31 protein-coding genes are annotated in these 26,627 nt (G+C 58.5%); all 31 read right to left on the bottom strand.

Annotated elements, in window-relative coordinates; genetic code table 11:
- Positions 1-62: 62 nt before the first annotated feature.
- The 31 genes from ccmI to fliL all read right to left on the bottom strand — a co-directional run bounded on the left by ccmI (position 63) and on the right by fliL (position 26,622).
- The gene (gene ccmI, locus AB5Y48_RS14530) at positions 63-1,310 is read right to left on the bottom strand and encodes a c-type cytochrome biogenesis protein CcmI (RefSeq protein ID WP_368164907.1); all 1,248 of its coding nucleotides are present in this window, start codon (positions 1,308-1,310) and stop codon (positions 63-65) included.
- Positions 1,307-1,732, bottom strand: coding sequence for a cytochrome c-type biogenesis protein (locus AB5Y48_RS14525; protein WP_224159762.1), 426 nt, complete (start codon positions 1,730-1,732; stop codon positions 1,307-1,309). Before AB5Y48_RS14525 ends, ccmI begins: the two co-directional genes overlap by 4 nt.
- 41 nt (positions 1,733-1,773) lie before the next feature.
- A complete protein-coding gene (locus AB5Y48_RS14520) occupies positions 1,774-2,304 on the bottom strand; it encodes a DsbE family thiol:disulfide interchange protein (RefSeq protein WP_050667143.1) in 531 nt (176 codons plus the stop codon).
- On the bottom strand, positions 2,301-4,256 hold the full coding sequence (locus AB5Y48_RS14515; protein WP_224159722.1) for a heme lyase CcmF/NrfE family subunit: 1,956 nt from the start codon (positions 4,254-4,256) through the stop codon (positions 2,301-2,303). The genes AB5Y48_RS14520 and AB5Y48_RS14515 overlap by 4 nt, the downstream gene beginning before the upstream one ends.
- Positions 4,253-4,747, bottom strand: coding sequence for a cytochrome c maturation protein CcmE (gene ccmE / locus AB5Y48_RS14510; protein WP_060585015.1), 495 nt, complete (start codon positions 4,745-4,747; stop codon positions 4,253-4,255). The genes AB5Y48_RS14515 and ccmE overlap by 4 nt, the downstream gene beginning before the upstream one ends.
- Positions 4,744-4,950 (bottom strand): heme exporter protein CcmD, encoded by a 207-nt coding sequence (gene ccmD, locus AB5Y48_RS14505; RefSeq protein ID WP_050667140.1) that lies wholly within the window; start codon positions 4,948-4,950, stop codon positions 4,744-4,746. The genes ccmE and ccmD overlap by 4 nt, the downstream gene beginning before the upstream one ends.
- 2 nt (positions 4,951-4,952) lie before the next feature.
- Complete coding sequence (locus AB5Y48_RS14500; RefSeq protein WP_368164904.1) at positions 4,953-5,693, bottom strand: heme ABC transporter permease; 741 nt, start codon at positions 5,691-5,693, stop codon at positions 4,953-4,955.
- Positions 5,694-5,816: 123 nt separating this feature from the next.
- Positions 5,817-6,485, bottom strand: coding sequence for a heme exporter protein CcmB (gene ccmB, locus AB5Y48_RS14495; protein WP_050667138.1), 669 nt, complete (start codon positions 6,483-6,485; stop codon positions 5,817-5,819).
- The gene (gene ccmA / locus AB5Y48_RS14490; protein ID WP_368164942.1) at positions 6,485-7,123 is read right to left on the bottom strand and encodes a cytochrome c biogenesis heme-transporting ATPase CcmA; all 639 of its coding nucleotides are present in this window, start codon (positions 7,121-7,123) and stop codon (positions 6,485-6,487) included. The genes ccmB and ccmA overlap by 1 nt, the downstream gene beginning before the upstream one ends.
- A gap of 144 nt (positions 7,124-7,267) precedes the next feature.
- Positions 7,268-7,585 carry a DUF2802 domain-containing protein gene (locus tag AB5Y48_RS14485; RefSeq protein ID WP_224159718.1) on the bottom strand — a complete coding sequence of 106 codons (318 nt, stop codon included), beginning with the start codon at positions 7,583-7,585 and terminating at the stop codon, positions 7,268-7,270.
- A gap of 84 nt (positions 7,586-7,669) precedes the next feature.
- Positions 7,670-8,158: a chemotaxis protein CheW gene (locus AB5Y48_RS14480; RefSeq protein WP_005357667.1), complete on the bottom strand. Its 489-nt coding sequence runs from the start codon at positions 8,156-8,158 to the stop codon at positions 7,670-7,672.
- Positions 8,159-8,220: 62 nt separating this feature from the next.
- Positions 8,221-9,054, bottom strand: coding sequence for a chemotaxis protein CheW (locus tag AB5Y48_RS14475; RefSeq protein ID WP_153006723.1), 834 nt, complete (start codon positions 9,052-9,054; stop codon positions 8,221-8,223).
- Complete coding sequence (locus AB5Y48_RS14470; protein WP_050667136.1) at positions 9,051-9,845, bottom strand: ParA family protein; 795 nt, start codon at positions 9,843-9,845, stop codon at positions 9,051-9,053. Before AB5Y48_RS14470 ends, AB5Y48_RS14475 begins: the two co-directional genes overlap by 4 nt.
- Positions 9,846-9,849: 4 nt before the next feature.
- Entirely contained in the window at positions 9,850-10,767 is a 918-nt protein-coding gene (locus AB5Y48_RS14465; RefSeq protein ID WP_368164901.1) for a flagellar motor protein MotB, read from the bottom strand.
- A gap of 2 nt (positions 10,768-10,769) precedes the next feature.
- A complete protein-coding gene (locus tag AB5Y48_RS14460; RefSeq protein ID WP_050667165.1) occupies positions 10,770-11,507 on the bottom strand; it encodes a flagellar motor protein in 738 nt (245 codons plus the stop codon).
- On the bottom strand, positions 11,507-12,622 hold the full coding sequence (locus tag AB5Y48_RS14455) for a chemotaxis response regulator protein-glutamate methylesterase (RefSeq protein WP_050667134.1): 1,116 nt from the start codon (positions 12,620-12,622) through the stop codon (positions 11,507-11,509). The genes AB5Y48_RS14460 and AB5Y48_RS14455 overlap by 1 nt, the downstream gene beginning before the upstream one ends.
- A gap of 33 nt (positions 12,623-12,655) precedes the next feature.
- Entirely contained in the window at positions 12,656-14,815 is a 2,160-nt protein-coding gene (locus tag AB5Y48_RS14450; RefSeq protein ID WP_368164899.1) for a chemotaxis protein CheA, read from the bottom strand.
- An 11-nt stretch (positions 14,816-14,826) separates the two neighbouring features.
- Positions 14,827-15,564: a protein phosphatase CheZ gene (locus AB5Y48_RS14445; RefSeq protein ID WP_050667132.1), complete on the bottom strand. Its 738-nt coding sequence runs from the start codon at positions 15,562-15,564 to the stop codon at positions 14,827-14,829.
- Positions 15,565-15,578: 14 nt separating this feature from the next.
- Positions 15,579-15,962 carry a chemotaxis response regulator CheY gene (gene cheY, locus AB5Y48_RS14440; protein ID WP_005357654.1) on the bottom strand — a complete coding sequence of 128 codons (384 nt, stop codon included), beginning with the start codon at positions 15,960-15,962 and terminating at the stop codon, positions 15,579-15,581.
- 114 nt (positions 15,963-16,076) lie between these two features.
- Entirely contained in the window at positions 16,077-16,793 is a 717-nt protein-coding gene (locus tag AB5Y48_RS14435; protein WP_050667131.1) for an RNA polymerase sigma factor FliA, read from the bottom strand.
- Positions 16,786-17,670: a MinD/ParA family protein gene (locus AB5Y48_RS14430; protein ID WP_050667130.1), complete on the bottom strand. Its 885-nt coding sequence runs from the start codon at positions 17,668-17,670 to the stop codon at positions 16,786-16,788. The genes AB5Y48_RS14435 and AB5Y48_RS14430 overlap by 8 nt, the downstream gene beginning before the upstream one ends.
- Positions 17,663-19,069 (bottom strand): flagellar biosynthesis protein FlhF, encoded by a 1,407-nt coding sequence (flhF, locus tag AB5Y48_RS14425; RefSeq protein ID WP_050667129.1) that lies wholly within the window; start codon positions 19,067-19,069, stop codon positions 17,663-17,665. Before flhF ends, AB5Y48_RS14430 begins: the two co-directional genes overlap by 8 nt.
- Before the next feature lie 16 nt (positions 19,070-19,085).
- The gene (gene flhA / locus AB5Y48_RS14420) at positions 19,086-21,188 is read right to left on the bottom strand and encodes a flagellar biosynthesis protein FlhA (RefSeq protein WP_050667128.1); all 2,103 of its coding nucleotides are present in this window, start codon (positions 21,186-21,188) and stop codon (positions 19,086-19,088) included.
- 105 nt (positions 21,189-21,293) lie between these two features.
- Positions 21,294-22,424: a flagellar biosynthesis protein FlhB gene (gene flhB / locus AB5Y48_RS14415; RefSeq protein WP_050667127.1), complete on the bottom strand. Its 1,131-nt coding sequence runs from the start codon at positions 22,422-22,424 to the stop codon at positions 21,294-21,296.
- Entirely contained in the window at positions 22,417-23,214 is a 798-nt protein-coding gene (gene fliR / locus AB5Y48_RS14410) for a flagellar biosynthetic protein FliR (RefSeq protein ID WP_082178014.1), read from the bottom strand. Before fliR ends, flhB begins: the two co-directional genes overlap by 8 nt.
- Positions 23,211-23,480 (bottom strand): flagellar biosynthesis protein FliQ, encoded by a 270-nt coding sequence (gene fliQ / locus AB5Y48_RS14405; protein WP_005356543.1) that lies wholly within the window; start codon positions 23,478-23,480, stop codon positions 23,211-23,213. The genes fliR and fliQ overlap by 4 nt, the downstream gene beginning before the upstream one ends.
- A 9-nt stretch (positions 23,481-23,489) precedes the next feature.
- Positions 23,490-24,230 (bottom strand): flagellar type III secretion system pore protein FliP, encoded by a 741-nt coding sequence (gene fliP / locus AB5Y48_RS14400; RefSeq protein WP_050667126.1) that lies wholly within the window; start codon positions 24,228-24,230, stop codon positions 23,490-23,492.
- Complete coding sequence (gene fliO, locus AB5Y48_RS14395) at positions 24,223-24,594, bottom strand: flagellar biosynthetic protein FliO (protein WP_050667125.1); 372 nt, start codon at positions 24,592-24,594, stop codon at positions 24,223-24,225. The genes fliP and fliO overlap by 8 nt, the downstream gene beginning before the upstream one ends.
- Entirely contained in the window at positions 24,591-24,995 is a 405-nt protein-coding gene (gene fliN, locus AB5Y48_RS14390) for a flagellar motor switch protein FliN (RefSeq protein WP_050667124.1), read from the bottom strand. Before fliN ends, fliO begins: the two co-directional genes overlap by 4 nt.
- A gap of 30 nt (positions 24,996-25,025) precedes the next feature.
- Positions 25,026-26,093, bottom strand: a complete 1,068-nt coding sequence (gene fliM / locus AB5Y48_RS14385; protein WP_050667123.1) for a flagellar motor switch protein FliM — start codon at positions 26,091-26,093, stop codon at positions 25,026-25,028.
- A 7-nt stretch (positions 26,094-26,100) separates the two neighbouring features.
- A complete protein-coding gene (gene fliL, locus AB5Y48_RS14380; RefSeq protein ID WP_050667122.1) occupies positions 26,101-26,622 on the bottom strand; it encodes a flagellar basal body-associated protein FliL in 522 nt (173 codons plus the stop codon).
- Positions 26,623-26,627: the final 5 nt, after the last annotated feature.

Here is a 26,627-nt window from a genome sequence, read left to right as displayed (position 1 = left end):
TGGTCTCTATTTATTGTATATGGAGTGAGCGCAGCCCCGTGGGGGGCTGCGCAAAAGAGGTATTAAAGAGGGTTGGCGATGCGAATGTCAATCGATGCCGGTAGTGGTGCCTGAGTATTGACCGGTTCGGAAAGCCCCTCGAAGGCTCCCGACTTCTCCATGACGTTGCCGCTGGGCGACAGACGAGCCTTGAACTGGAGAGCGGGATAGTCGGCCAGCTTGCCCCCCTGCATCATGGCGTCGCTATCGCTCAGGGTCACCTTAAGCGGGAAGCCGGGGTTGGCGATACGCTGCACCGCAATCGGCATGGGTGGACCATTGGGTACCACGGCAAACACGAACAGGAATCCCTGCGGGGGCACTGTGACCCCCTCTGCCAGGGTGACGGTCACCGGGAAACGCAGGCCGGTGGCCACCTCCTGCTGCGAGGTGCCATGCATCACCTCACTCTGGCCACGCAGAGTCATCTTCTGGCGGGCAAAGTCGATGGAGCGCTCGATCATCTGATAGCGGGGTGAACCGGGCTCCATCAGGGGAAGCATGGACTGCCAACGCTGCAAGGCGGTGGGGTAGTCCTCTTCTTGCAAAGCCATGAAGGCGTAGACGGAGAGGGCCTCGAGGTTTTTGGGGTCGTGCGCTATCGCCTCCTTGAGCAAGGTCTCGGCCCGAGCCTCGTCTCCGTTCATCATCAGAGCCTGGGCATAGGGGACCACCACCAGTGCGGGATCCGGTGACAGGCGGTGGGCCTTGTCCAGCGCCTGCAACGCCGACTCGGGATCCTGCCCGTCGAGCAGCAGGCGCCCGAGCAGCAACCAGCCACGATAATCTTCCCCGTCGCTCTGCAGCTTGGTGCGCAGTGCCAGGATGAAGGTCTGCAGATCCTGCTCGGTCACATTGGCATCACGTTCAACCAGGATGCGGTTACTCAGCTCCCCAAGACGAGCCGCACTCTCTTGCCACACCTTGACCTCGCGCCAGGCGCCCAACTGCAGGTAGAGGCCGATGCTCACCACCAGCAGTACCAGCACTCCCGGCAGCCAAAGCAGGCTGCGGCCATTACGGGCCCCCTGCTCCACATCGGGAATATCGTCGAGCAGGCTGCGCTTGAGCTCCAGTTCGGTCTCGGGCTCCTCGCCGAGCAGCCCCTGCTCGCGCTCCTCCCCAAGCTCCGTCAGACGACGTCGATAGAGGCGTTTGTTGAGCTCGGTACGCGTCAACCCCTGCTCTCCTCCCCCCTGCCACAGGGGCAGGATCAGGGCGGTGGCGGCCAAGGCCACCAGCGCCAGGGCGGCAATCCAAAATCCGATCATGCTTGTTTGTCCTCATCGAGCAGACGCTTGAGACGGTTCTGCTCCGCCTCGCTCAAATCCGTGTTGTTCCCCGGCGGACCACGGCGGCTGCGCCGTACCACCACCAGAGCGCCTATCAGGATGACGGCGAAGGGGCCAACCCAAAGGATCAGGGTCGAGGCCATCAGGGGGGGGTCATAGAGGATGAAGTTGCCGTAGCGGGCGACCATGTAGTCGACCACCTCTTCCTTGCTCTTACCGGCGCGCACCATCTGGTAGGTTTTGTCGCGCAGATCCTTGGCAAGGCCGGCATTGGAGTCGGCGATATCCTGGTTTTGACACTTGGGGCAACGCAGCTCCTTGGTCAACTCACGAAACGCCTGCTCCTGGGCATCGCTGTCGAAGTTATAGACATCGATATCGGCGCGGGCCGCGCCGCTCATCCCCAACAGAACAAATGCAATGGCAAAGAGGGCGGCTCTCATCACTTCATCCCCTCATAGATGGCCTTCAGGGAGCTCTCCCACACCTGGGAATTGATATCCCCCACGTGGCGATAGCGGATGATCCCCTTACTGTCGATGAAGAAAGTCTCGGGGGCACCGTAAACCCCCAGATCCAGCCCCAGCATGCCATCCGGATCGTAGAGGGTTACCTGATAGGGGTTGCCCAGCTCCTTGAGCCAGCCAATCGCCTTATCCCGATCATCTTTGTAGTTCATGCCGATGATGGCGATCCCTTGGCCGGCCAGTTGCTTGAGGTACTCATGCTCCGAGTAGCAGGTCGGACACCAGGTGGCCCATACATTGAGCAGCATGGGGCGACCGGTCAACAGGGAGCGATCGTGCTGCTTATTGAGATCGAAGATGTCCTGCAGGGTAAAGACGGGCACCTCTTGCCCCACCAACACGGATTCCAGCTTGCGGGGATCGGAGTAGAGGCCACGAAACAGGAAGACAGCCCCCAGCAAGAAGACCACAAAGGGGATTAGAAACAGCCAGGTCTTGCGACTCATACCTTGGCCTCCTCCTCACGACGATTGAAACGATAGCGGCCATCGAGCATGGCGAGCAGACCACCAATGGCCATGATGAGTCCACCAACCCAGATCCAGCGCACGAATGGCTTGTAGTAGAGGCGCACGGCCCAGGCATTGTCATCGAGCGGCTCGCCGAGGGCGGCGTAGAGATCCCGGGTGAAACCGGCGTCGATAGCGGCCTCTGTCATCGGCATGCGGGTGACGATGTAGTTGCGCTTCTCGGGTTTGAGCAGGGCGACCTGACGGCCATTCTGATGAACCTCGATCACCCCCTTGAAGCCGTGGTAATTGGGGCCATCCTTCTGGCGGATACCGGTGAAGACGAACTCATAGTCGGCAAAGGTGGCGCGATCCCCCGCCTGCATGCGCAAGTCCTTCTCGATGCTGTAGTTTTGGGTACAGGCGATGCCAATGATGGTGACCGCCAACCCCACATGGCCGAGGATCATGGCCCAGTGGCTGTTACCGAGGCGACGAACCCCCTCACCAAAGGAGTGACGATGGGTGGCCCGGGCCCAGGTCTCCTGGGCACTGGTGACCATGATCCAGACACCGAGTCCAATCCCCAGCGCAGCCCAGGGCTTGAAGCTCTCGGCAAACAGCAGGGGCAGGCCAATGGCGGCGATCAGACTGAGGATCAGGGCCACCACGACCTTGCCGCGGATATCGGCCAGCTCCTGGCGACGCCAGCGGAACAGGGGACCCACCCCGAGCAGCAGGGCAAAGGGGATGATGAGCCAGCTGTAGATCTGGTTGAAGAAGGGGGTGCCGATGGAGATGCTGCCAAGCCCCAGCTCCTTGTGCACCAGGGGCAACAAGGTGCCGATCAGCACGGTGAGCAGGCCCGCCATCAGCAGGATGTTGTTGCCCAGCAGCAGGGTCTCACGGCTAAACAACTCATATTTACCGTGGCTGCGCACCTGGCCCCCCTTGAAGGCATAGAGCAGCAGGGAGGAGCCGATCACCGCCAGCAGGAAGCCGAGGATAAAGAGACCGCGAGTCGGGTCAGAGGCAAAGGCATGCACCGACACCAGCACACCCGAGCGCACCAGGAAGGTGCCAAGCAGGCTGAGGGAAAATGCCGAGAGGGCCAGCAGTACGGTCCAGGCCTTGAAGGTGGCACGCTTCTCACTCACCGCGAGGGAGTGCAGCAGTGCCGTACCCGCCAGCCAGGGCATGAAGGAGGCATTCTCTACCGGGTCCCAAAACCACCAGCCACCCCAACCGAGCTCGTAATAGGCCCACCAGGAGCCCAGGGCTATCCCCAAGGTCAGGAAGATCCAGGCGGCCATGGTCCAGGGACGCGACCAGCGTGCCCAGGTGGCGTCGAGGCGGCCGGTCAGCAGGGCCGCAATGGCAAATGCAAAGGCCACCGCAAAGCCCACATAGCCCATGTAGAGCATAGGCGGGTGGAAGATGAGCCCCGGGTCTTGCAACAGCGGATTGAGGTCACGCCCGTCCACCGGATAGAAGGGCAGAGTACGGGTGAAGGGGTTGGAGGTGAACAATACAAACGCCGTAAAGCCTACCGCGATCAGACCCAGCACACCGAGCACCCGGGCCACCGCATCGAGGGGAAGGCCACGACTGAAGCGGGCCACGGCCGCGGTCCAGCCGCCCAGAGTCAGCACCCAGAGCAGCAGAGAGCCCTCATGGGCCCCCCACACCGCCGAGATGCGGTAGGCAAGCGGCAACAGGCTGTTGGAGTTGGTGGCCACATACTGCACCGTAAAGTCATTCTCGATGAAGGACCAGGTCAGGCAGGCAAAGGAGACCAGCAAGGCAAGAAACTGGGCATAAGCGAGCGGCCGCGCCGCCTTCATCATGCCCAGGCGCCCGAAGTGGGCGCCGAACAAGGGGTATGTGCCGAGCAGCAGGGCGACGGCGAAGGAGAGAATGAGGGCAAACTGGCCCAACTCAGGGATCATTGATGGGTACCTTTCAGCTGGGCTTCGGTGTACTCGGGCTTGTAGTGCTGCATCCCCTTGAGGGCATCGGCTACCTCGGGCGGCATGTAGTTTTCGTCGTGCTTGGCCAGCACCTCAAAGGCATCAACCGTGGTGGCGTCGCGCAGGGTACCCTGAGCGACGATGCCCTGTCCCTCCCGGAACAGATCCGGCAAGATGCCATCGAAGTGAACGGTGACTAACCCCCCGCCGGCGTCCACCAGCTGGAAGTTGACCTTGAGGCTGTCACTGGCCCGCTTGACCGAACCGGGCACCACCAGGCCACCAATCCGCAGACGCTGCCCGGCTTCGGGTTTGATCTTCTCAGGCCCCTTTCCCTGCACCAACTCGGTCGGCGTGTAGAAGAGGTCGATATTCTGGCTCAGGGCATAGAGCACCAGACCGATGACCCCCCCCAGTCCCAACACGATGACAAGCAGAATGGAGAGGCGCTTCTTGCGTCTCGGATTCATAAGGTGTTCTCCATGGACTGGGCTGCCTGACGACGGGCCTCCCGCGCCTCTTTACGGTGCAACTCATCGAGGAGCTGCTTGCGCTTGAGGCGAGTGGTGATGACGATGCCGGCAAGGGATGCCAGCGTGATACCAAAGGAGAGCCAAACGTAGAAGGCATACCCTCCCATGGCGAGGAAATCGGCAAAAGAGGCAAAGTGCATGGTTACTTCTCCTGCTGGGCGATGGCCTTCACCCAGGGGCGATTCCATTCGCGCATCAGCAACTCGTTGCGAAAACGCATCAGGGTGACGGCGCCGAGAAACGTCGCGAAGGCCAGAATCATGACAAGCAAGGGCCAGAGCATCTCGGCAGAGATGGAGGGCTTGGCAAACTTGGTGATAGAGGCCCCCTGATGCAGGGTGTTCCACCACTCTACCGAATAGTGGATGATCGGCAGATTAACGACCCCCACCAATGCCAGAATACTGGCCGCTCGTCCCGCCAACACCTTGTCGCTGAAGGCATTGTAGAGAGCGATCACCCCCAGATAGAAAAACAGCAGGATGAGCTCGGAGGTGAGACGGGCATCCCATACCCACCAGGTGCCCCACATAGGCTTACCCCAGGCCGCGCCGGTCACCAGGGCGATAAAGGTGAAGACGGCACCAACCGGGGCGATGGCCGCCACCGTCATATCGGCCATGCGCAGCTGCCACACCAGTCCGATCCCGGCCGCAATGGCCATGGTCGAGTAGGCGCCCATGGAGAGGATGGCGGAGGGGACATGGATATAAATGATGCGAAAAGAGTCACCCTGCTGATAGTCGGCCGGCGCGAAGGCCAATCCCCACACCAGACCGACGACAAAGGCGATCACACTGATCACCGCAAACCAGGGCAAGAGCAGACCAGCCAGGGCGTAGGCACGCTCGGGCTTGGCATAAGGATGCAACCATTTCCACATAGCTCACAGTACCTTAGAGTAATTAAATGTCCGGTTCAGGGGCTAACCTTACCGGCTAAAACAGTATAAAAAATACCTCTATCGGATTAAGCGGCAGACTCCTTGATCCACCGCAAACCCGCATTAATTCATGCTCACCCGCAGCGCCGCCGAAATGGCCAACGGTGTCAGGGTCAGGGCCCCCAACAACATGGCCCCCAGTATCGCCAACTGCCCTCCATAGGGCAGACCCATTCCAGCCGCATCGATGGCCGAGGTGGCAAAGATGAGCACGGGAATATAGAGCGGCAAGATGAGCAGGCTCAGCAATACACCACCACGTCGCAGACCCACCGTCAGCGCTACCCCGACGGCGCCAAGCAGACTCAGCACAGGTGTCCCCAGCAAGAGGGTCAATGCGACCGCCTGCCAGGTGCGCAGATCCAGCGACAGCAACAGGGCAATCAGGGGAGAGAGCAGCAAGAGGGGCAAGCCGGTCAAGAGCCAGTGGGCCACGACTTTCCCGAGTGCCAGCACGCCAAGAGGAGCAGGCATCAACATCATCTGCTCGAGGGCCCCGTCGGCGAAGTCATCACGAAACAGCCGCTCCAGGGAGAGCATGGCCGAGAGCAGGGCCGCCACCCAGATGATCCCGGGGGCAATGCGGGCCAGCAGCGCCGGCTCAGGGCCAATCCCCAAGGGAAAAAGGGTGATGACGATGAGAAAAAACCAGAGCGGATTGAGGATCTCCGAGCGCTGGCGCATGGCCATCAGCAGCTCACGACGGATCACATGCAGCAAGGGGGAAAACATCATGCGACTCCTTGCAATTGGTGGCTCAGGGCGATGGTGCGCAGCCGCTCACGGGCCAGACTCATCTCCTGATGGGTAGTGAGCACCACCATCCCCCCCCGGTCCGCATGGCCCAGGAAGAGTCGCTCGAGCACCTTCACCCCCTGCTTGTCGATGGCGGTGAAGGGCTCATCCAGGATCCACAGTGAGGGCTTGCTGCTGAGCCAGAGTCTGGCCAGAGCCACCCGCCGCTGCTGACCGGCCGAGAGTTGGCCGCAGGGAGAATCTTCAAAACCGGCCAATCCGACTCGCGCCAACACTTCCCACAGATCGATCTCTTCGCCGGGATGATGGATGCGCTGATAGAAAGAGAGGTTCTCAAAGGCGGTCAGGTTCGCCTTGGTCCCAGGATGATGGCCCAGATAGAGCAGGCTGGCGTGATACTCATCACGGCATTCGCGAATATCCTCGCCACACCAGCTCACATACCCCCCAAACGGCAGGGAGAGACCGGTCAGGAGGCGCAGCAAACTGGTCTTGCCAACACCGTTTGGCCCCTCGACCTGTACCACCTCACCCGGCTCGACCGAAAAGGAGAGAGACTCGAAGAGTGTCCGGTCTTCGCGAACACAGGTCAGTTGATGAGCTTGCAGCATGATCTCTGGGTCAATGGGTATAGGCCTGCGCAGTGTACCACAAGAAGCCTGCCAAGATTTTCAAACTGCCGTTGGGCAATAGCAAAAAGTGTGATCTGGAATGAACAATAAAAGAGGGGAGGCACCGGCCTCCCCTCACTCTGGACACTAACGTCCTTTTCGCAATGAAATCAATAACTCGGCCTCAGCCTTGGGGAGCTCGCACTCGCTCATCAGCTCGTCGATATCCGCCCCCAGCTCAACCATTTTGGCCGCACGGCTATAGAGACGCCGGTCCGGATCCTGCAAGGTCAGCTCTTGCTGATGCTCCTGAAGCTTGTGGATCTCGCCCTCCACACCCTGCAGGCGACGCCCCATGCCAATGGTTCCTGAATGAAGCTCTGTCAGCTGCTTGCGCAGACTGTCAATCTTGCCCAGCAGGCTGTCACGCTCTGCCTGGGCCTGTTCACTGTGACGACGAAACATCACCCATAATGCCAAACACGCCCCCCACGACAACAGGGAGGCGCCCAACGCCAGCCAAATGATCAACGATTGCAAGGTTTATCCTCAAAGCGAACCAATGTCTTCCCACTCTTCATCGGTCAGCAGCTTGTTGAGATCGACCAGAATGAGTAACTGACCATCCCGGTTGCTGACGCCCTGAATAAACTTGGCGCTCTCTTCGGTGCCCACCGCCGGAGCCACGTCGATCTCGGAGGAGCGCAGATAGACCACCTCAGCCACGCTGTCGACCATGATGCCTATGACCTGTTTCTCGGCCTCAATGATGACGATTCGGGAGTTCTCACTCACTTCCGCCGGCGGCAGACCAAAACGGGAACGTGTGTCGATAACGGTCACGACATTACCACGCAGGTTGATGATCCCCAGTACATAATCGGGAGCCCCAGGAACCGGCGCAATCTCGGTATAGCGGAGCACCTCCTGAACCTGCATCACATTGATGCCATAGGTCTCATTTTCCAGCTGGAAGGTCACCCACTGAAGCACCTCATCTTCGGCCAGGTTCTGTGCAACATTGCGCTTTTCGCTCATCGTCGTGTTCCTTGTATGAATACGTCTTAGGTAAAACTAGCAATAAAAAAGCCAGACTGCTCTTAACGCCCCTCGATATTGACGCCCCGATCGAGTAAACGCAGGAGCTCATCAACATGAAGCAGGGCACACTTCTTATCCTTGACCATGCCTGCCAGCCAGGGGCGCTTGCCCTCCTGATGGCGCCACTTGACCTGATCGTATTTCAGTCGTTCAGTCCCTTTGAGGTGATGGCAAGAGAGACCCCAGCTGGAGTTACCGAGCGTGATCAGATAGTGGTAGGGAGCCATCTCCGTATGAGGGTCATCCGGCATCACCCAAAGGGCCGTATCCACCACCTTGAGCTTCTCCTCTCGCATCGTCATCAGGCCACTAAACCAGGGCGCCTGACCAAAGATGGAGGTGACCTCGGAAATACGATGGATTCCCCCCAGCTCACTCAGGGGTACCGCGAAGGTCACACCGGACACATCGAAGAAGAGGGCCTGAAATTCACTACCCGGCTCTATATTTTGCCACTGGGCAAGGTCCGGCTCGGGTTGCGCCAGCGCACTCTCCTCGGCAACCAGCGTCTCTTCCACCAGATGAGTGACAGGTGGAGCCTCGACGGGGGCGGGAGTCACCTCCTCGGCCTCGATGGCCAGTGACTCTACCTCCAGATGGGTGATCGCCTCCATCTCCTCCTGCACCTGTCCGACCTGGGACAGAAGCTCTGCCAGACGCTCGCGTCGCTCCGGCTCCTCCAGATAGGGCCTGGGGGCAACGCGCGTCTCTACGGCCACCAAACGCCTCGGCTCGGGGAGTGGCTCGTGTCCTTGCGCAGTGGCCTCCTCTTCCTCCAGCAAGAGGGAGTGGAAGTAATCATCCATGGCCCTGATTTGAGTAGACTGGCTCACTGGGCAACCTCCATCCGGACACGCTTCTCCAGGGTATCGAGATATTGAAGCAAGGTCTGATAGGCATAGGTTCCACGGCTACCGGGTGCATAGATAGACGGGGGGACATGCAGCAGACTGGCATCACGAAACTTGGTATCAATAGGGATGACAGAGGGCCAGACCGCATCGCCATATTGATCCTTGATAGACTTGAGGGTCATCAAGGAGGCACGGGTTCGCTTGTCAAACATGGTCGGCACGACCGTATATTTGAATCCCCCTTTCTTGGAGCGCTGCATGATCTCAAAGGTCTTCATCATGCGCTCCAGCCCCTTGAGGGCCAGGAATTCAGTTTGCACCGGAACCAAAATGCGATCACAGGCTGCGACCGCATTGACCATCATCACCCCCAACACGGGCGGGCAATCGATGATGGCGTAATCGTAACGATCTTGCACCTGAAGCAAGGCCCGTTTGAGAACAAGCCCCATCCCCTCCCGGTTGCCCATGACACGGTCCAGAGTCGCCAGCGTGATAGAGGCCGGCAAGAGATTGATGTTGTCGAACTTGGTCTTGAGCGTCAATTTATCGACAAGCTCGGCGGTCGGGCGTGCCGCCTGAAACAACTCATAAAGGGTTGCCTCCAGACCATCCGAATCGTAGTCCAGATATGAGGTGAGAGAGGCATGAGGATCGGTATCGATAAGCAGTACACGCTTACCTCGCTGGGCAAGAATACCGGCCAGCGATACGACCGTCGTCGTCTTGCCTACCCCACCCTTCTGATTCGCCACCGTCCACACTATCACGTCGTCATTCCTGCCTTGTCGTTATGCGTATACCGCCGCCGGGTAATTCAATGATCTTCACGTTATTGCTATCCACCGGAGCCGGCTCCACCTTGGGTGGTGCCTCAACCTGGAGGGGCTGTCTGGCCGTCGGGGACGGCGGCTTCCAGGCATACCGGGAGAGCGCGATCACCACCTTGCGATTCTGTGCTCTGCCCGATTCACTCTCATTGTCGCTCCAGGGGGAGAACTCCCCATACGCCTCCATGGCCAAGCGATGGGGGTCGATGCCATCACTGACCATGGCCTCGAGAATCACGCCTGCCCTGGCGGCCGAAAGTTGCCAATTTGAGCGGAAAATTTCATTGTTTATCTGCTGGTTATCCGTATAACCCCGCACTCTTACATAGTTATCGACCGGTTTGATAATTCTTGAGACTGCATTGATCACGGGCCCGGCATTAAGACTCGGACTGGCACTGCCACTGGCAAACAAGAGGCCCGAATTGAGCTCAATGGTCAGCCACTCATCATCCCGATTGAGCTTGACGAGGCCTGCATCCACCAAAGCTCCCATCGCCTGTCCTAACTGAGCATCAATGTCTGCAAGAGCTGCGCCATCTTGCTTCGATTTAATCATGGACTCCGGGGCAGCCGATTCGGTCTGGGGTAACAGGGTTGGGCTCACCTCGCCGGACACCCCGGGCACAACGGCATCACCCGGCGCCTCCAATATCCCCTTCCCTTGTGGAACTGTCATGGTGAACGCCTGTGTGACACCCTCGAGTACCTCCTTGTACTTCTCTTTGTTGACCATGGCCACCGAATAGAGAACGACAAAGAGCGCAAAGATCAGCGTCATATAATCGGCATAGGAGACCAGCCATCGATCCAGATGCTCATGACCACGCAGGTGAAGGGGCGAACGGCGGCGGCGAGGCATCACTACTCTCCCTTCAGATAGATTTGCAAACGCCTTCTCAGCTGAGGGGCACTCTCTCCATGAGCGATGCCGAGCAGCCCCTCCAGGGTCATCTCCTGAAAGAGCTGTTGATGATAATGAAAAGCCCGCAGCCGATTGGCCACAGGCAGATAAAGAAGATTGGCCAGGCCCACGCCATAGATGGTTGCCACGAAGGCCACGGCGATCCCGGCGCCCAGCTCGGCAGGCTGCTCCAGCTTAACCATGGCCTGAATAAGGCCCAACACTGCCCCTATGATGCCGATGGTCGGACTGTAGCCCCCCATGGATTCAAACACCCGGGCACTGTGTTCGTTGCGCTCCTGCTCGACCATGATTTCGGCCTCGAGAAGATCCCTCATTCGCTCCAGCTCGACCCCGTCAACCAGCATTCCCAACCCGGCCTTGGTAAAGGGCTCCCGCTCTTGATCGGACTGCTCTTCCAGTGCCAACAAGCCATATTGACGGCCACGCTGAGCCCACGATTCAAGCCGACTGGCCTGAGCCTCAAGCTCGAGTACCGGTGGCATAAACAACCAACCGAATTGTTGCAGTGCCCGCCTGAGGTACAGAGAAGGGGTCTGCAAAATCACAGCCCCCAAGGTACCACCGACGACGATCACAAAGGCAGGCCCATCGACCAGATTCCAGAGCGAGCCGCCATGCCACTGCTGGGCCAACGCGATCGAGCCCAGCGCCAGTAGCAAGCCAAACCAGCCGATCATTGGCGTCCCAACTCAACCAGAATTCGCTGCGCAACCTTGTCAAGGGGCAGGGACTCGCTGGCGATACCCGCCTTTGCGACCGCTTGTGGCATGCCATAGACCACACAGCTGGCCTCATCCTGTGCCCAAATGGTCGAGCCCTGCTCTTTCAGCAGACGCGCCCCATCACGGCCATCAGCCCCCATGCCGGTCAACACGATAGCCAATACCTTGTCACCGTGAGACTTGGCCGCAGAGGCAAACGTAATATCGACACATGGCTTGTAGTTGACCTTGTCATTCCCGTCGATAATGCGCAGACGTGCGGCATTACCACGGCCATCGATGAGCATCTGCTTGCCGCCAGGCGCCAAATAGGCCTGACCCGGCTTCAGTACATCGCCGTCTGCGGCCTCTTTGACTCCTATCTTGCATAGCCCGTCGAGACGGGCAGCAAACGCGGCCGTAAAGGTGGCCGGCATATGCTGAATCAGCAAAATCGGATGGGGAAAATCGGCCGGCAACTTGGTCAAGACCGCCTGCAGAGCCACGGGGCCTCCGGTAGAGGTGCCAATCGCAACCAGTTGATAACTTTTACCGGAACGCTTGAAGCTAACCGGAGCTGCAGGGGCCACGCGATCGGGCACTGCACGCACGGGCGTTGACAGCGTAGGACGCAGACCAGGTGAGGCTGGCTCAGGAGAGGGCCGGGAGCGCGCCGCCCCCATCATGAATCGCTTGCGTGAGATCTCCTTAACTCGCTGCTGCAGCAGGTTAACAGCCTCTTCTTTGTCACGGGCAATGTCCTCAAACTTCTTGGGCAAGAAATCGAGGGCACCGGCATCGAGAGCATCCAGGGTCGCCTTGGCTCCCTCATGGGTGAGTGAAGAGAACATCAGGATCGGGGTTGGACATTTCGCCATGATCTCGCGCACGGCGCTGATCCCATCGAGCACCGGCATCTCGATGTCCATGGTGATGACATCAGGGCGTAAGGCCATCGCCTTATCGACGGCTTCACGGCCATTCTGCGCCGTATCGACCACTGTCATCGCAGGGTCTTGGTTGATGATCTCGCTGACGCGGCGCCTGAAGAAACTCGAGTCATCGACTACCAGTACTTTAACAGCCATTCTTGTTCTTATAACTCCCTTGGGCCGCCGGCATCAGTGCCGACGAGCGTAGGCCTTAAGCAGGCTAGGTACATCGAGGATCAAGGCAATACCCCCATCGCTGGTGATGGTGGCCCCCGACATCCCCGGGGTTCCTTGCAGCAACTTGTCCAGAGGCTTGATCACCACCTCTTCCTGACCGATCAGGTTATCGACCACAAACCCTATCTGCTGGGTGCCGATCTGGACGATCACCACATGCCCTGCGTCCTGGCGAGTCTTGTAATGACGATTACCACGAACCAGCCACTGCTGGAGATAAAACAGGGGAATGGCCTTCTCACGCACTATGATAGTGAGCTGACCATCCACCATGTTGGCCTTCTTGAGGTCCAGGTGGAAAATTTCATTCACACAGCTAAGGGGAAGAGCGAAGGTCTGCTCACCCACCTCAACCATCAGAGTCGGCAGAATAGCGAGCGTCAACGGCACCTTGATCTCCAGGCGCGTGCCTTTGCCCTTCTCTGAATCGATAAAGATGGAACCGTTCAGGCTGATGATGCTGGTCTTGACCACATCCATCCCGACACCACGACCCGAAATCTCCGAGATCTCTTTCTTGGTCGAGAAGCCGGCGGCAAAAATAAGGTTATACGCTTCGTTATCCGTCATCCTGGCTGCTGCATCCGCATCCAGCACCCCACGCTCGATGGCAATGGACTTGAGCTTTTCGGGATCCATACCCGCCCCATCGTCCTCGATACAGAGCAAAATATGATCCCCTTCCTGAGAGGCGCTCAGGGTTATGGTGCCCTGACGGGGTTTTCCGGCGGCGGCGCGAACATCCGGCATCTCGACACCGTGATCACAGGAGTTACGCACCAGGTGTACCAACGGATCGGCAAGGGCTTCGACCAGGTTCTTGTCAAGATCGGTATCCTCTCCGATCAGCACCAGATCGATCTCTTTTTTCAGCGAACGAGCCAGATCACGTACGACCCGGGGGAAACGACCGAAGACCTTCTTGATGGGCTGCATGCGGGTCTTCATCACCGCCCCTTGCAGGTCGGCAGTGACCACGTCCAGATTGGCAACTGCCTTCGCCATGTCTTCATCGTTGCTGGCAATCCCCAGGCTCACCAGGCGGTTTCTCACCAGCACCAGCTCACCAACCATGTTCATGATCACATCCAGGGTCTTGGTGTCGACACGAACCGTGGTATCAGCCTGAGCAGCAGCACTCTCTTTCGCGCCCTCGGCCGGAGCCGGAGCCTTTGCCGGAGCCGGCTTGCTCTCGCTCTTGGCAGCGGCAGGCTGAGGAGCCGGCTTCACTTCGGGCTGTGCAGCGGCCGGTTTGGGCGCAGGAGGTGCAACCGGTTTGGGAGGCTCGGGAGCATCTTTGGCCGTGGGCCCCTGGCCCGAACCATGTAATTGATCCAACAGGCGTTCGAACTCGTCATCACCGATGAGCTGATCGACCTCCCGCTGGACATCTTTTAATGGATTCGGCGCAGGAGCCCCGCTGTGGGCCCCCTTGCCATGAAGCTGATCGAGCAGGGCCTCGAACTCGTCATCTGTGATGTCACCGCTCTCGGACTGAACCGCCGCAGGGGCAGCTTCAGTAACTGTGGTCGGGCTCTTGCCCTCACCGTGCAGTTCGTCGAGCAGACGCTCAAACTCATCCGATGAGATTTCGTCGATCCCCCCCTGAGTACCGGGATCCATCGGCATGGGTTCTACGACCTCGGCGACAGGCGTTGCTGCGACCTCTGGTTCCGGGGAGGAACTTCCTCCGGAAGCGGTAGAGCGAAGCTGCTCTTCCCCCTCAGGTTTGCAGAGTTCATGCAGGTCATGCAGTACATCGTCCGGAGCCGGGCTCGGCTGCTCACGATTTTGCACCTGCGCGAACATCTCGTTGATGGCATCCAACGCCTGCAGGATCACATCCATCAGCTCGGGGGTAACCCGTCGCTTCCCGTTGCGAAGAATGTCGAAAACATTCTCCGCACCGTGACAGGCATCAACCAGCTCGGTGAGAGAGAGAAAACCGGCACCACCCTTAACCGTGTGAAATCCGCGGAAGATGGCATTTAGCAGGTTGCTGTCATCGGGCCGTTTCTCGAGATCTACGAGCTGCTCTGACAGTTGCTCCAAGATTTCGGATGCCTCGACCAGAAAGTCCTGCAGTATGTCCTCATCAACTTCAAAGCCCATTCGTCACTCCATTAGAATCCAAGACTGGAGAGAAGGTCATCCACGTCATCCTGGCCATTGACCACATCATCGCGATGTTCGGCATTGATGATGGGACCTTCTGCTTCGATCGCGTTGCGAGGCACGGGTTTCGGGGGTTCAGCTCCGACATCACCAAACATCGTCAACATCTCTACTAATTTAGTCTCGACCTCCTGAACCAGCTTGATGACTTTGCGAATCATCTGGCCGGTGAGGTCCTGAAAATCCTGAGCCATCAGAATTTCAGTCAACAGTTGCCTTAACGTATCGGCGTCCGCCTCAGAAGACTTAAGAAAATCATCGAGTTGATGACACAAAACCTTGAACTGGCCCACATCGAGGCTGCGCCCCATCAGAGCCTGCCAATTGGGTAGAACGGACTGGATCCCGTCATTGAGACGATCTGCGATGGGCAAACTCGCCTCGACGGCATCCATGGTTCTATTGGCCGCCTTGTCGGTCATGTCAATGACATAGCTGAGGTGCTCACGGGCGTCAGGGATCTCATGGGTCGCAAGGGTTGGAATGCGAGGATCCAATCGAAACTCATTGAGAGAGGTGTGGAGTTGGCGAGTCAGTTGACCCACCTTCTCAAACAAGGAGCTGGCGTTAGGTACGCATACCTCGGCCAACAATTCGTCTGCTCTGCCAAACTCCTCCTGCTCGAGAAGGGAGACGAGCGTCCGTGCCTGCTCAAGCGTAATGATTGCGCTCGTCTTGACCATCATCCTTGGGGCTCCTCTCAGCCAATGCGCTCGAAGATCTTGTCGAGCTTCTCTTTGAGAGTGGCTGCAGTGAAAGGCTTGACGATATAGCCGTTCACCCCGGCCTGTGCCGCCTCAATGATCTGTTCACGCTTGGCTTCAGCCGTCACCATCAGGACAGGAAGATGCTTGAGCTTGTCATCGGCACGAATGGCCTTGAGCAGGTCGATCCCTTGCATGCCAGGCATGTTCCAGTCGGTTACGACAAACTGGAAATCACCGTTTTTGAGCATGGGCAGGGCTGTGTTGCCGTCATCGGCTTCATGGGTGTTGTTGAAGCCAAGATCTCTTAGCAAGTTCTTGATAATCCGACGCATTGTCGAGAAGTCATCAACAATGAGGATTTTCATGTTCTTGTCCAAAATTCCCTCCTAAACGGCCGTCTGCAGACGGCCGGCGTTCATGATGCAGAATGCAGATACTTGTGGTGACTATTATGCCCTACACCGTTTTTTTAGTGTAGACAGTACAAAGAGTTATGCTTGCCAATCACGCAACCTAGCACGCAATCTGTGCATTGCCTGGCTATGAATTTGACTGACGCGCGACTCGCTGACGTTGAGAATCTCGCCGATCTCCCGCAAATTCAGCTCTTCGTCGTAATAGAGGGAGAGCACCAGCGCCTCGCGCTCCGGTAGCTTGGCGATGTTATCGGCCAAGGCAGACTGAAAGCGCTCGGCCGCCACATCTTCATAGCCGTGGGTGACGCTCGCCCCCTCCCCGCCCAGCACATCCTCGCTGACCCCGAGATCTTCGATGCCAATGATCTTGCCGCACGACACATCTTGCAACATGGAGTGATACTCCTCCATGCCCACACCGAGTTGTGCCGCAACCTCGGTGTCACGGGCATCCCTGCCGTGCTGCTTCTCAACCTGATCGATAGCCTCGGCTATCATGCGGCTGTTACGGTGAACCGAACGGGGTACCCAGTCACCACGACGGATCTCGTCGAGCATGGCTCCCCGAATTCGGATTCCCGCATAGGTCTCAAAACTGGCCCCTTTGCTGCCATCAAAGTTGCGAGAGGCCTCAATGAGCCCAATCATACCCGCCTGGATCAGGTCATCGAGCAGCACGCTGCTGGGCAGGCGTGCCAGCAGATGCTGGGCGATGCGCTTGACCAGAGGGGAGTGGCGCTCGACCAATGCATAGGAATCCTGATGGCGTAAGTATGCCTGGGCTTTATTCACGCGAACCTTCCTTCATGGTGGCCGGATTTTGCAGCAGACTCTCGAGGAAAAACTCTAGGTGTCCCCCCGGCTGGCTGGGCACAGGCCAGCTCGCTGCCTTGTTGGCTAGCGCTCTGAAGGCCAGTGAGGCAGGAGACTTGGGGAACGCATCCACGATCAGCTTCTGCTTTCGCACTGCCTGCCTCAGATTCGTGTCATAGGGTATACAGGCGACCAATTCCAGCGAAGTCTCAAGGAAACGATCGGTCACTCGGGTCAATTTGGCGAACAGCTCCTGCCCTTCGCGCAGGCTGCGAACCATGTTGGCCACTACCTTGAAGCGATAGACGCCATGCTCCTTGGAGAGGATCTTCATCAGGGCATAGGCATCCGTGATGGAGGTCGGCTCGTCACACACCACGACCATGATGTCCTGAGCGGCACGCGCGAAGCTCAGAACCATGTCGGAGATACCGGCCGCCGTGTCCACCATCAAGACATCGATCTGGGTCTTCATCTCGCTAAAGGCCCTGATAAGACCGGCATGTTGCGCCGGCGACAGCTCCACCATGGATTGAGTACCCGAGGTAGCCGGCACTATCATCATGCCGTTGGGTCCCTCGATGATGATGTCATCGAGTGTGCACTCTCCCGAAAGCACGTGGGAGAGGTTGCGATGGACCCGCAGACCCAGCATCACATCCACGTTTGCCAGCCCCAGGTCAGCATCGAGTACCATGACCCGCTTGCCCTGGGCCGCCATGGCCCCGGCCACATTAAGGGTGACGTTGGTCTTGCCAACCCCCCCCTTGCCACCGGAAACCGCAATCACCTTAACCCGGTTATTTTGACGCATTTTGCGCAGCCCACTTGCCTGATCCATATATACGTTACTCATAAAACTCCGAATCTTCAGCCTCACCAAACCCGGCCCCCCAGAAATAGGGCTCCTCCACCTGCCGCTCCAGCGAGCCTAACGCCGAACCGATCAGTTGTGCCGAGTTGGCAACCTGAATATCCTCCGGAACTCGCTGTCCATCGGTCACATAGGAGATGGGCAGGGTGTTCTGGATGCAAACGTTGATGACTTCCCCGAGATTCAAGCTCTCGTCGAGCTTGGTCAGGATGCATCCGCTCAGCGGAATGCGCTTGAAATGGTCGACCGCCTCTTGCATGACACGGCGCTGAGACGTTGCCGACATCACCAGATAGCTGCGGATACGGACCTTGGAATTTTTGACCAGGGTGTCGAGTTGCTCGGTCAGACGGACGTCCCGTTGGCCCATGCCGGCCGTGTCGATCAGCACCAGGCGGCGGTGACGGAACTGATAGAGCACAGAGGCCAACTCCTCGGCATCGCGCACCTGACGCACCGGGCACCCCATGATGCGGCCATAGGTCTGCAACTGCTCATGCGCCCCGATCCGATAATTGTCCGTGGTGATGAGCGCCACCTGATCGGCACCATATTTCATGGCAAAACGGGCGGCCAGCTTGGCGATGGTCGTGGTCTTGCCCACCCCGGTGGGGCCAAGCAGTGCCACCGCTCCTCCCTGACGCAAGATTTCATCCTCGCCCACCCTGAGCTGGGAGGTGAGGATCTCGGCGATCTGCGCCATGCCCTCGTGCACGGACATGTCCTCGGGCACCATGCCCGCCAACTGATCGGCATAGGCATCGTCGAAGCCTATCTTCTTGAGCTCTTTGATAAGCAGGGCACGCATGGGTTCACGCCGCTCCACCTCTTGCCACATCAGGCCGGAGATTTGATGCTCGAGCAGCTTACGAATGCTGGCCATCTCCTGGCGCATCCCCTCAAGCTCCCGATCGCGTGGGGCGCCCTCGCGAGCCGTATTGGCAGTCCGAGCCGCGCCATTACTGCGTGCTCTGGGCTTGGCCTGAGGCTGTGCCTCCCATTGGGCCTGCTCGGCCAGGGTACGGGGGGCCCCCTCGGCAACGGGGGCGACAGAGGGGGCAACCCGTTGTCCACCCCCCTTCGCCTGCTGCTGGCGGGCGAGCAACGCCGCCAAACTATCGGCGTAGTGCTCCTCTTTTGACGCTGTAGCGGTCGTCATTTGACGACCAGCCGTCGAAATATTGACGCGTTCATCCCCTAAAGAGGCACGCGCAGGCTCCTTGCTTGACACCGTTTGAGACTGATAATCCACAGCGGCGACAATCTCGACTCCTCCGGTGACCTTTTTATTGGACATGATCACAGCGTCAGGGCCTAACGTCTCCTTGACCTCTGCCAACGCAGTGCGCATGTCCTTGGCAAAAAACCGCTTAATCTTCACCTGTCATCTCCGCTCACTAGTTCTGTCCCACCGCGCTGACGATACGGATCTGTTTGTCGTCAGGCACTTCCTGGTAGGACAGGACGCGCAACCCCGGAATCGCATTCTTCACAAACTTGGCAAGGGTGTTGCGCAAAATTCCCGATGTCAGCAATACAGCAGGCTGACCCTCCAACTCCTGCTGCTGGGTTGCCTCGGCCAGTGACCTCTGCATCCGCTCGGCCAGGCCCGGCTCAATACCGGCCCCTTCACTGCCACCAGCCTGAAGCGACTGATGCAATATACGTTCCAGCTCTGGCGCCAGAGTAATCACCGGCAACTCGGCCTCGGTCCCGGCGATCTCTTGCACGATGAGGCGACGCAGGGCGATACGGCATGCGGCGGTCAACACCTCAGGATCCTGGCTGCGGGGGGCATACTCCACCAACGTTTGCAGTATGGTGCGCATGTCGCGGATCGGCACCCCTTCACCCAGCAGGTTTTGCAGCACCTTGACCAGATTGCCCATGGAGATCACCTCGGGAACCAGACCGTCGACCAACTTGGCCTGATGCTTGGCCACCATGTCGAGCAGTTGCTGTACCTCGTCGTGCCCCAGCAGCAGTGCCGCCTGATTGGAGAGCAGCTGGCTGAGGTGAGTGGCCACCACGGTCGCCGCATCCACTACCGTATAACCCAGAGTCTGGGCATGGGAGACCTGATCCTTGCCTATCCAGAGCGCCTCGAGGCCAAACGCGGGATCCCGTGTCGGGACCCCATTGATGGAGCCAAAGACCTGGCCCGGGTTGATGGCCATCTCCTTGTCGTGATAGATCTGCGCCTCACCCGTGCTCACCCCCATCAGGGTGATACGGTACTGATTGGGTGCCAGATCCAGGTTGTCGCGAATATGTACCGCAGGCACCAGAAAGCCCAGCTCCTGAGAGAGCTTCTTGCGCACTCCCTTGATCCGGGTCAACAGCTCCCCTCCCTGGCTACGATCGACCAGGGGAATCAACTGATAGCCTACCTCAAGGCCTATCACATCCACCGGCATCACGTCGTCCCAGCTCAAGTCACGATGCTCGTGCGGCGTCTCCAGCTCCCCTTGCAGCGCACTGTCCTCCTTGGGCTGGGCCGCCAGCCGCTTCTCGCGCTGCAGCAGCCACCAGGCGATACCGGCACAGAGCACCCCAAGGGAGAGGAATGCCATATGGGGCATACCCGGTACCACCCCCATGATCAGCAAGATGGCGGCAGTAATGATGAGAGAGCGCGGATTATTGAAGAGCTGACCCAACACCGCCTGCCCCATGTCCTGATCGGTATTTTGACGCGTGACTATGATGGCGGCGGCAATAGAGAGCATCAGGGAGGGGATCTGGGCCACCAGACCATCACCGATGGTGAGCAGGGTATAGATGCGGGTCGCTTCACCAAAGCTCAGCCCATGCTGCACCATGCCGATGATGAAACCACCGATGATGTTGATAAAGAGCACCATGATGCCGGCGATGGCATCCCCTTTTACAAATTTGGAAGCACCGTCCATCGAGCCGTAGAAATCCGCCTCAGAGGTCACCTCCTGACGGCGCTTCTTCGCCTCTTCCTGGTTGATGAGGCCGGCGTTGAGGTCGGCGTCGATAGCCATCTGTTTGCCGGGCATGGCATCGAGGGTGAAACGGGCGCTCACCTCGGAAATACGGCCGGCACCCTTGGTGACCACCACGAAGTTGATGATCATCAGGATCAAGAAGACGATGAGACCAACCGCATAGTTGCCGCCGATGACCACAGAGCCAAACGCCTCGATGACATGGCCCGCCGCCGCGGGACCATTGTGACCCTCGAGCAGCACCACCCGGGTTGACGCCACGTTCAGTGCCAGACGCAACAAGGTAGCGATCAGCAATACGGTCGGAAAAGCGGCAAACTCCAGCGGGCGCCGGGTGTAGACGGCGACCAGAAGCACCACCATGGCCAGGGCGATGTTGAACGAAAAGAGAATATCCAGCAGGAAGGCCGGCATGGGCAGCACCACCATGCCGAGGGCGGCCAACACCAACAAGGGGGTGCCCAATCCCTTGGAGAAGAGGCTTCTATACCCTTTTAGCCGGGTCAGCATCTGGGTCATTTCCATCGTTCGTATCGCGTCTGACTACACCTAGCCCCACAAAGCAAAAACCGTTCCATTTATCTATCACAATGATTATCAATGGGTTATCTCTGTGTCGTCAGAACACCGTCACTTGCGATACTCGTCGGGGATAGGCAGCTCCTGAGCCAGGGGTCTCGGACGATGTCCCCGCCCACGACGGAACTGCTTGAGTTGATAGACATAAGCCAGCACCTGCGCCACCGCCGCGAAGAGCCCCTCCGGGATTTCGTGACCCAGTTCGGTACTGTGGTAGATGGCACGGGTCAGTGCCGGTGAGGGCAGGATCGGGATCTCGTACTCACGGGCAATCTCGCGGATCTTCATCGCCACCTCGTCGACCCCTTTGGCCAGCACCTTGGGCGCTGCACCGGGTCGCTTGGGATCATACTGCAGGGCCACCGAGTAGTGACTCGGGTTGGTGATGACAACATCGGCCTTGGGGACGTCTCCCATCATACGCCGCATCGCCATCTCCATCTGCAGGCGACGGATCCTCCCCTTGACCTCGGGTTTGCCCTCGGTATCCCGATACTCGTCCTTGACCTCCTGCTTGGTCATCTTGAGCTGGCGCATATGGTTCCACTGCTGGAAGGGCACATCGATGGCGACGATGGGCAAGAGTGAGCAACAAAGCACCACTATCATCCACAGGAAGAGTTCGAGGGCATCGATCACCCCGCCAGGAAACCCCTCGACGGAGAGATGCATCAGGTGATCGAACTGACTGGCCAGCAACCACCAGGCAAAGAGGGCGATAAAGAGCACTTTGGCGATGGACTTGAGCAACTCGACCAACGACTGGACCCCAAACATGCGCTTGAGGCCATTGAGGGGATTGAGCTTGTTAAACTTGGGTAGCATCGCCTCGGTGGAGAAGTTAAATCCCCCCATCAGGATATTGCCGACAAACGAGGCCACCATGACCAGAAAGAAGAGAATGCCAAGCGGTTCAATCAAGGCCTTGATCAACTCGGTCAGCAGAGTCCCCATGGCATGGGGATCGAAGATCTGCTCGCGCTCCAGCGAGAAACCCTGTCGAAAGATGGAGACCAGCGAGGAGGCAAGACTCCCTTTAATCATCATCAGGGCAAAGCAGGCCGCCAGCAGGACGCTGGCCGTCCCCAACTCGCGAGAACGGGGGATCTGACCCTTGTCCCGTGCTTCCTGAAGTCGTTTACCGGTGGGTAACTCCGATCGTTCCTGATCGGTCTCAGCCATCTATGCCTCCCTCACACCGGGTGCCTATGGTCAGGCAAAGCAACTCCTGTACCCGTAGCCACAGATGATCGAAGTGTTCGGTAAAGTTGCCGATGGTGAGCCAGATGATGAAGAGACCGGCGATCATGCTGACCGCAAATCCCATGCTGAAGATATTCAATTGGGGAGCAGCCCGGGTCATCACCCCAAACGAGAAGTTGATAAGCAGCAGGGCAATGATGGCCGACAGTGACATCACCAAGGCAGCCTGAAACATGACTCCGAGGAAGGCAGCCAGATCCCGGTACATGACCGCCGGTATGCCCGACTGGGAGACCGGCAAGGTATCGAAGCTGAGGATCACCAGCCGTAACAGCAGCAGATGGCCATCAACGGCCAGAAAGACCAAGGTCGCCAGCATCAGATAAAACTGCCCCACCACGGGGGCCGACTGGCCGTTCATGGGGTCGACCAAGGAGGCAAAGCCAAGGCTGGTCTGCATCGCCAGCACCTGGCCGCCCATGATGAAACTCTCGGTCAGAAACAGGGTCAACTGCCCCATCGCAACCCCGATCAGGATCTGCTGCACCGTGATGAGAAAGCCCGCCCCCGAGAAGAGGGGATCGGCCGGCATGGGAGGAAGAACGGGCACCACCACCATGGTAATGGCGAGGCTGAGCAACAGCCGTACCTGCATCGGCACCAAACGGCTGCCAAAGACCACCATCACCATCAACATGCCGCCAATCCGGCAGAGGGGCCAGATGAAGGAGGCCAACCACTCCATGATGAGGCCGGTGGAGACGGTCAACCCACCACCTCGGGGATCTGCTGCACCATCAGAATGAAGAAATCCATCAGGCTCTGCATCCCCCAATGGGCTCCAAGGGCCAGTGCCAGCAGGGTGACGATAAGACGGGGCAGAAAACTCAAGGTCTGCTCGTTGATAGAGGTGGCCGCCTGGAAGATGGAGACCACCAGACCCACCAGCAGGCTGGGGAGTATGACGGCACACACCATGACGCTTACAATCCAGAGTGCCTCACGAAACACATCGACGAAGGTTTCCGGTGACATGGCGACTCCTTAGCCGCTGCCCAGGCCAAAACTGGTGGCCAGACTGCCCATGATGAGGTTCCAGCCATCGACCATCACAAACAGCATCAGCTTGAAGGGAAGCGACACTATCATGGGCGAGAGCATCATCATGCCCATGGCCATCAGTATACTGGCCACCACCAGATCGATGACCAGAAACGGCAAGAAGAGCATAAATCCTATCTGGAAGGCCGTCTTGAGCTCACTGGTCACGAAGGCCGGGATCAGCACGCGCATGGGCACATCCTGCGGCTTATCCACCTTCACATTGGCGATCTCCATAAAGGTGTTGAGATCCTTGATGCGCGTCTGGGACAACATGAACTGCTGCAGGGGAACCTGCGCCTTGGCCAGGGCTTCCTTTGAGGTGATGGTCTCGGCCAGATAGGGTTGCAGCGCCTCATCATTGATGCGATCGAGCACAGGCGACATGATGAAGAACGACATGAAGAGCGCGATACCGATCAGTACCTGATTGGAGGGACTCTGCTGCAAACCGATGGCCTGACGCAAAATACCGAGTACCACCACGATACGGGTAAAGGAGGTCATCATGATGACGATGGCCGGCAGGAAGGAGAGCGCCGTCATCAGCGCCAACACCTGCAGGGTCAGGCTGTACTCCTGACTCCCGTCGGTGTTGGTGGTGACCGTCACCGCCGACATCCCGTCCTGGCCAAAACAGAGCGGCGCCGCCAACAGCAAGCCAAGCCAGAGCAGGCTACGCATGATCATCCTTTTTCATCAGCTTGCCCAGTTGCTGCGCAAAGGGCTGGGTTTCATCGAGGGGCGTCTCGAGGCGGGAGAGAAAACTGACCTGAGCCGGGGTGACACCGAGCAGATATTGCTGCTCACCCACCCTGACCACCATCAGCTTCTCTTTGACCCCAAGGGGCAGGGTGGCAACCACCTTCATCTGGCCACCATTGAGGCTCTGGGAGAGACGGGATTTCTTGAGCAGCGCTCCGAGCACCACGATGAGACCGATCACCAGCAGACTCGAAAGTAGCCATGAGGTCATGTTGGGCGTGCTGGCACCGGTGGGCTCGGCCCACAGGGGAAGAGGCAATAACAGCCAGAGATATCGCATCATTTGAGTTTCTTGATCCGCTCGATCTGGCTGATGACATCGGTCAGGCGGATACCGAACTTGTCATTCACCACCACCACCTCGCCGTGGGCGATCAGGGTGCCGTTGACCAGTACGTCGAGAGGCTCGCCGGCCACCCGATCCAGCTCCACCACCGAGCCCTGGTTAAGCTGCAACAGATTGCGGATGCTGATCTGGCTGCGCCCCACTTCCATCGAGATGGTCACGGGAATATCGAGTATGGTGTCGAGCTTGCGACGCTCTTCGGCCGAGATGGGGGGCTCTTCCTGCAGCTCCTCCAGGGGGGCCGGTTTGACCTCGGCCGTCTCGGAGGCCACCTGCTCCTCCAGTGCCGCCGCCCAGGCGTCCGCCATCAGATCCTGCTCTTCGTCGTTTCCACTCATGTTTGTCGAATCCTTGTTCTTGAATCGGGTTTACTGCTGTTCCTGGATGCCACGCTCGAGCTCCTCGAGCTCCACATCCCCGTCGATCCTGACCCCACCCCGGGTGACCAGATGCATCTCATTCTTCACTGAATCGGGACGCTTGAGTTTGTCGGTGATCTTGAGGGCAACCCTCTCGCGAGTACGCCCCATCTTGGCGTGGAATGTGGGCAGATCTTCTACAAAGACGAGCAGGTTCTCCGGCATCTCCACCGGAATGATGTCACCGGGTTGCAGCTCCATCAACTCGCGCAAACTGATGTCGGTCTCGAGCAACTTGGCACGCAGGCCCACTTTGACATCCATGATCTCATCGCGCAGCGCCTTGCTCCAGCGCACATCGGTATCGCCCTTGTCACTCTGGACACCGGCATCGAGCAGCTCGCGGATGGGCTCGAGCATGGAGTAGGGCATGGCCACATGGAAATCCCCGCCCCCACCATCGAGTTCGATGTGAAACGAGCTGATCACGATCACCTCGGTCGGGCTCACTATGTTGGCCATGGCCGGGTTGACTTCGGAGTCGAGGTATTCAAACCCCACATCCATCACAGGGGCCCAGGCGTCCTTGTAATCCTCGAACACCAGCTTGAGCAACATCTGAATGATGCGCCGCTCGGTAGGGGTAAATTCACGCCCCTCGATCTTGGCATGGTAGCGACCATCGCCACCGAAGAAATTTTCCACCAGGATGAAGACCAGACGCGCCTCCATGGTGATGAGGGCGGTCCCTTTCAGGGGGCGAAAACGCACCATGTTGAGACTGGTCGGAACAAACAGGGTGTGCACATACTCGCCAAACTTCAGCATCTGCACCCCGTTGATCGATACCTCGGCAGTGCGGCGCATCATGTTGAAGAGGCTGATCCGCATGTGGCGGGCAAAACGCTCGTTAACCAACTCCAGAGTCGGCATACGACCCCGGACGATGCGATCCTGGGAGGAGAAGTCAAACGAGGCAACACCGGGTCCACCCGAAGGGCCGACCTCCTCCTCTTCGACCTCATCCACCCCGTGGAGCAGGGCATCGATTTCGTCCTGGCTTAAGAGATCACTCACGGTTCACCTACTGCATCACAAAGCCGGTAAAGAGTACCTGTTCCACCACGTTCTCCTTGGTCAGCTCCTTGAGTACCCGCTGACTCTCCTCCAGCGCATCGGTACGCAGCTTCTCCTTGCCTTCGAAGGTAGAGAGCTGCTCGGCGGTGGCGGCACTGAAGACACGCAGCAATGTCCCCTCGATGAGCGGAATATGCTGTCTTGCCAATCCATCGTTGGCGGCACCTCGTACCATCAACTGGACCTTGATCTGCACCAGACGATCCCGGCTCTGTCCACTCACGTTGAAGACAAAGGGACGAGGCATGCCCACATAGAGGGGCGGCTGTCCCTTGGTGTCCGCCTTGGCGGGTGCCTCGGCACTCTCGGTCGTCTCGGCAGGCGCTGACGGCTCACCCGAACCACCCAGCAAAAACCAGGCGGCACCACCGCCACCGGCCAGCAACACCAGCGCAATTGCACCAATGATGATGATTTTTTTCTTGCCGCTTCCCTTATCCTTGAGGGTTAATTCGCTGTCATCTGCCATCGCCA

It is taken from the genome of Aeromonas sp. R6-2, from assembly GCF_040908155.1.
Classification (GTDB): Bacteria; Pseudomonadota; Gammaproteobacteria; order Enterobacterales; family Aeromonadaceae; genus Aeromonas; species Aeromonas schubertii.
Note: the sequence above shows the minus strand (reverse complement) of the source record. Positions and strands in the feature narration are given on the sequence as shown.

Coding starts and splice junctions, on each gene's coding strand:
- ccmI (WP_368164907.1), bottom strand. CDS start 1,310: ATGATCGGATTTTGGATTGCCGCCCTGGCGCTGGTGGCCTTGGCCGCC.
- AB5Y48_RS14525 (WP_224159762.1), bottom strand. CDS start 1,732: ATGAGCGGCGCGGCCCGCGCCGATATCGATGTCTATAACTTCGACAGC.
- AB5Y48_RS14520 (WP_050667143.1), bottom strand. CDS start 2,304: ATGAGTCGCAAGACCTGGCTGTTTCTAATCCCCTTTGTGGTCTTCTTG.
- AB5Y48_RS14515 (WP_224159722.1), bottom strand. CDS start 4,256: ATGATCCCTGAGTTGGGCCAGTTTGCCCTCATTCTCTCCTTCGCCGTC.
- ccmE (WP_060585015.1), bottom strand. CDS start 4,747: ATGAATCCGAGACGCAAGAAGCGCCTCTCCATTCTGCTTGTCATCGTG.
- ccmD (WP_050667140.1), bottom strand. CDS start 4,950: ATGCACTTTGCCTCTTTTGCCGATTTCCTCGCCATGGGAGGGTATGCC.
- AB5Y48_RS14500 (WP_368164904.1), bottom strand. CDS start 5,693: ATGTGGAAATGGTTGCATCCTTATGCCAAGCCCGAGCGTGCCTACGCC.
- ccmB (WP_050667138.1), bottom strand. CDS start 6,485: ATGTTTTCCCCCTTGCTGCATGTGATCCGTCGTGAGCTGCTGATGGCC.
- AB5Y48_RS14485 (WP_224159718.1), bottom strand. CDS start 7,585: ATGTTTCGTCGTCACAGTGAACAGGCCCAGGCAGAGCGTGACAGCCTG.
- AB5Y48_RS14480 (WP_005357667.1), bottom strand. CDS start 8,158: ATGAGCGAAAAGCGCAATGTTGCACAGAACCTGGCCGAAGATGAGGTG.
- AB5Y48_RS14465 (WP_368164901.1), bottom strand. CDS start 10,767: ATGCCTCGCCGCCGCCGTTCGCCCCTTCACCTGCGTGGTCATGAGCAT.
- AB5Y48_RS14455 (WP_050667134.1), bottom strand. CDS start 12,622: ATGGCTGTTAAAGTACTGGTAGTCGATGACTCGAGTTTCTTCAGGCGC.
- AB5Y48_RS14450 (WP_368164899.1), bottom strand. CDS start 14,815: ATGGGCTTTGAAGTTGATGAGGACATACTGCAGGACTTTCTGGTCGAG.
- AB5Y48_RS14445 (WP_050667132.1), bottom strand. CDS start 15,564: ATGATGGTCAAGACGAGCGCAATCATTACGCTTGAGCAGGCACGGACG.
- AB5Y48_RS14430 (WP_050667130.1), bottom strand. CDS start 17,670: ATGAGTAACGTATATATGGATCAGGCAAGTGGGCTGCGCAAAATGCGT.
- flhA (WP_050667128.1), bottom strand. CDS start 21,188: ATGGAAATGACCCAGATGCTGACCCGGCTAAAAGGGTATAGAAGCCTC.
- flhB (WP_050667127.1), bottom strand. CDS start 22,424: ATGGCTGAGACCGATCAGGAACGATCGGAGTTACCCACCGGTAAACGA.
- fliQ (WP_005356543.1), bottom strand. CDS start 23,480: ATGTCACCGGAAACCTTCGTCGATGTGTTTCGTGAGGCACTCTGGATT.
- fliP (WP_050667126.1), bottom strand. CDS start 24,230: ATGCGTAGCCTGCTCTGGCTTGGCTTGCTGTTGGCGGCGCCGCTCTGT.
- fliO (WP_050667125.1), bottom strand. CDS start 24,594: ATGATGCGATATCTCTGGCTGTTATTGCCTCTTCCCCTGTGGGCCGAG.
- fliN (WP_050667124.1), bottom strand. CDS start 24,995: ATGAGTGGAAACGACGAAGAGCAGGATCTGATGGCGGACGCCTGGGCG.
- fliL (WP_050667122.1), bottom strand. CDS start 26,622: ATGGCAGATGACAGCGAATTAACCCTCAAGGATAAGGGAAGCGGCAAG.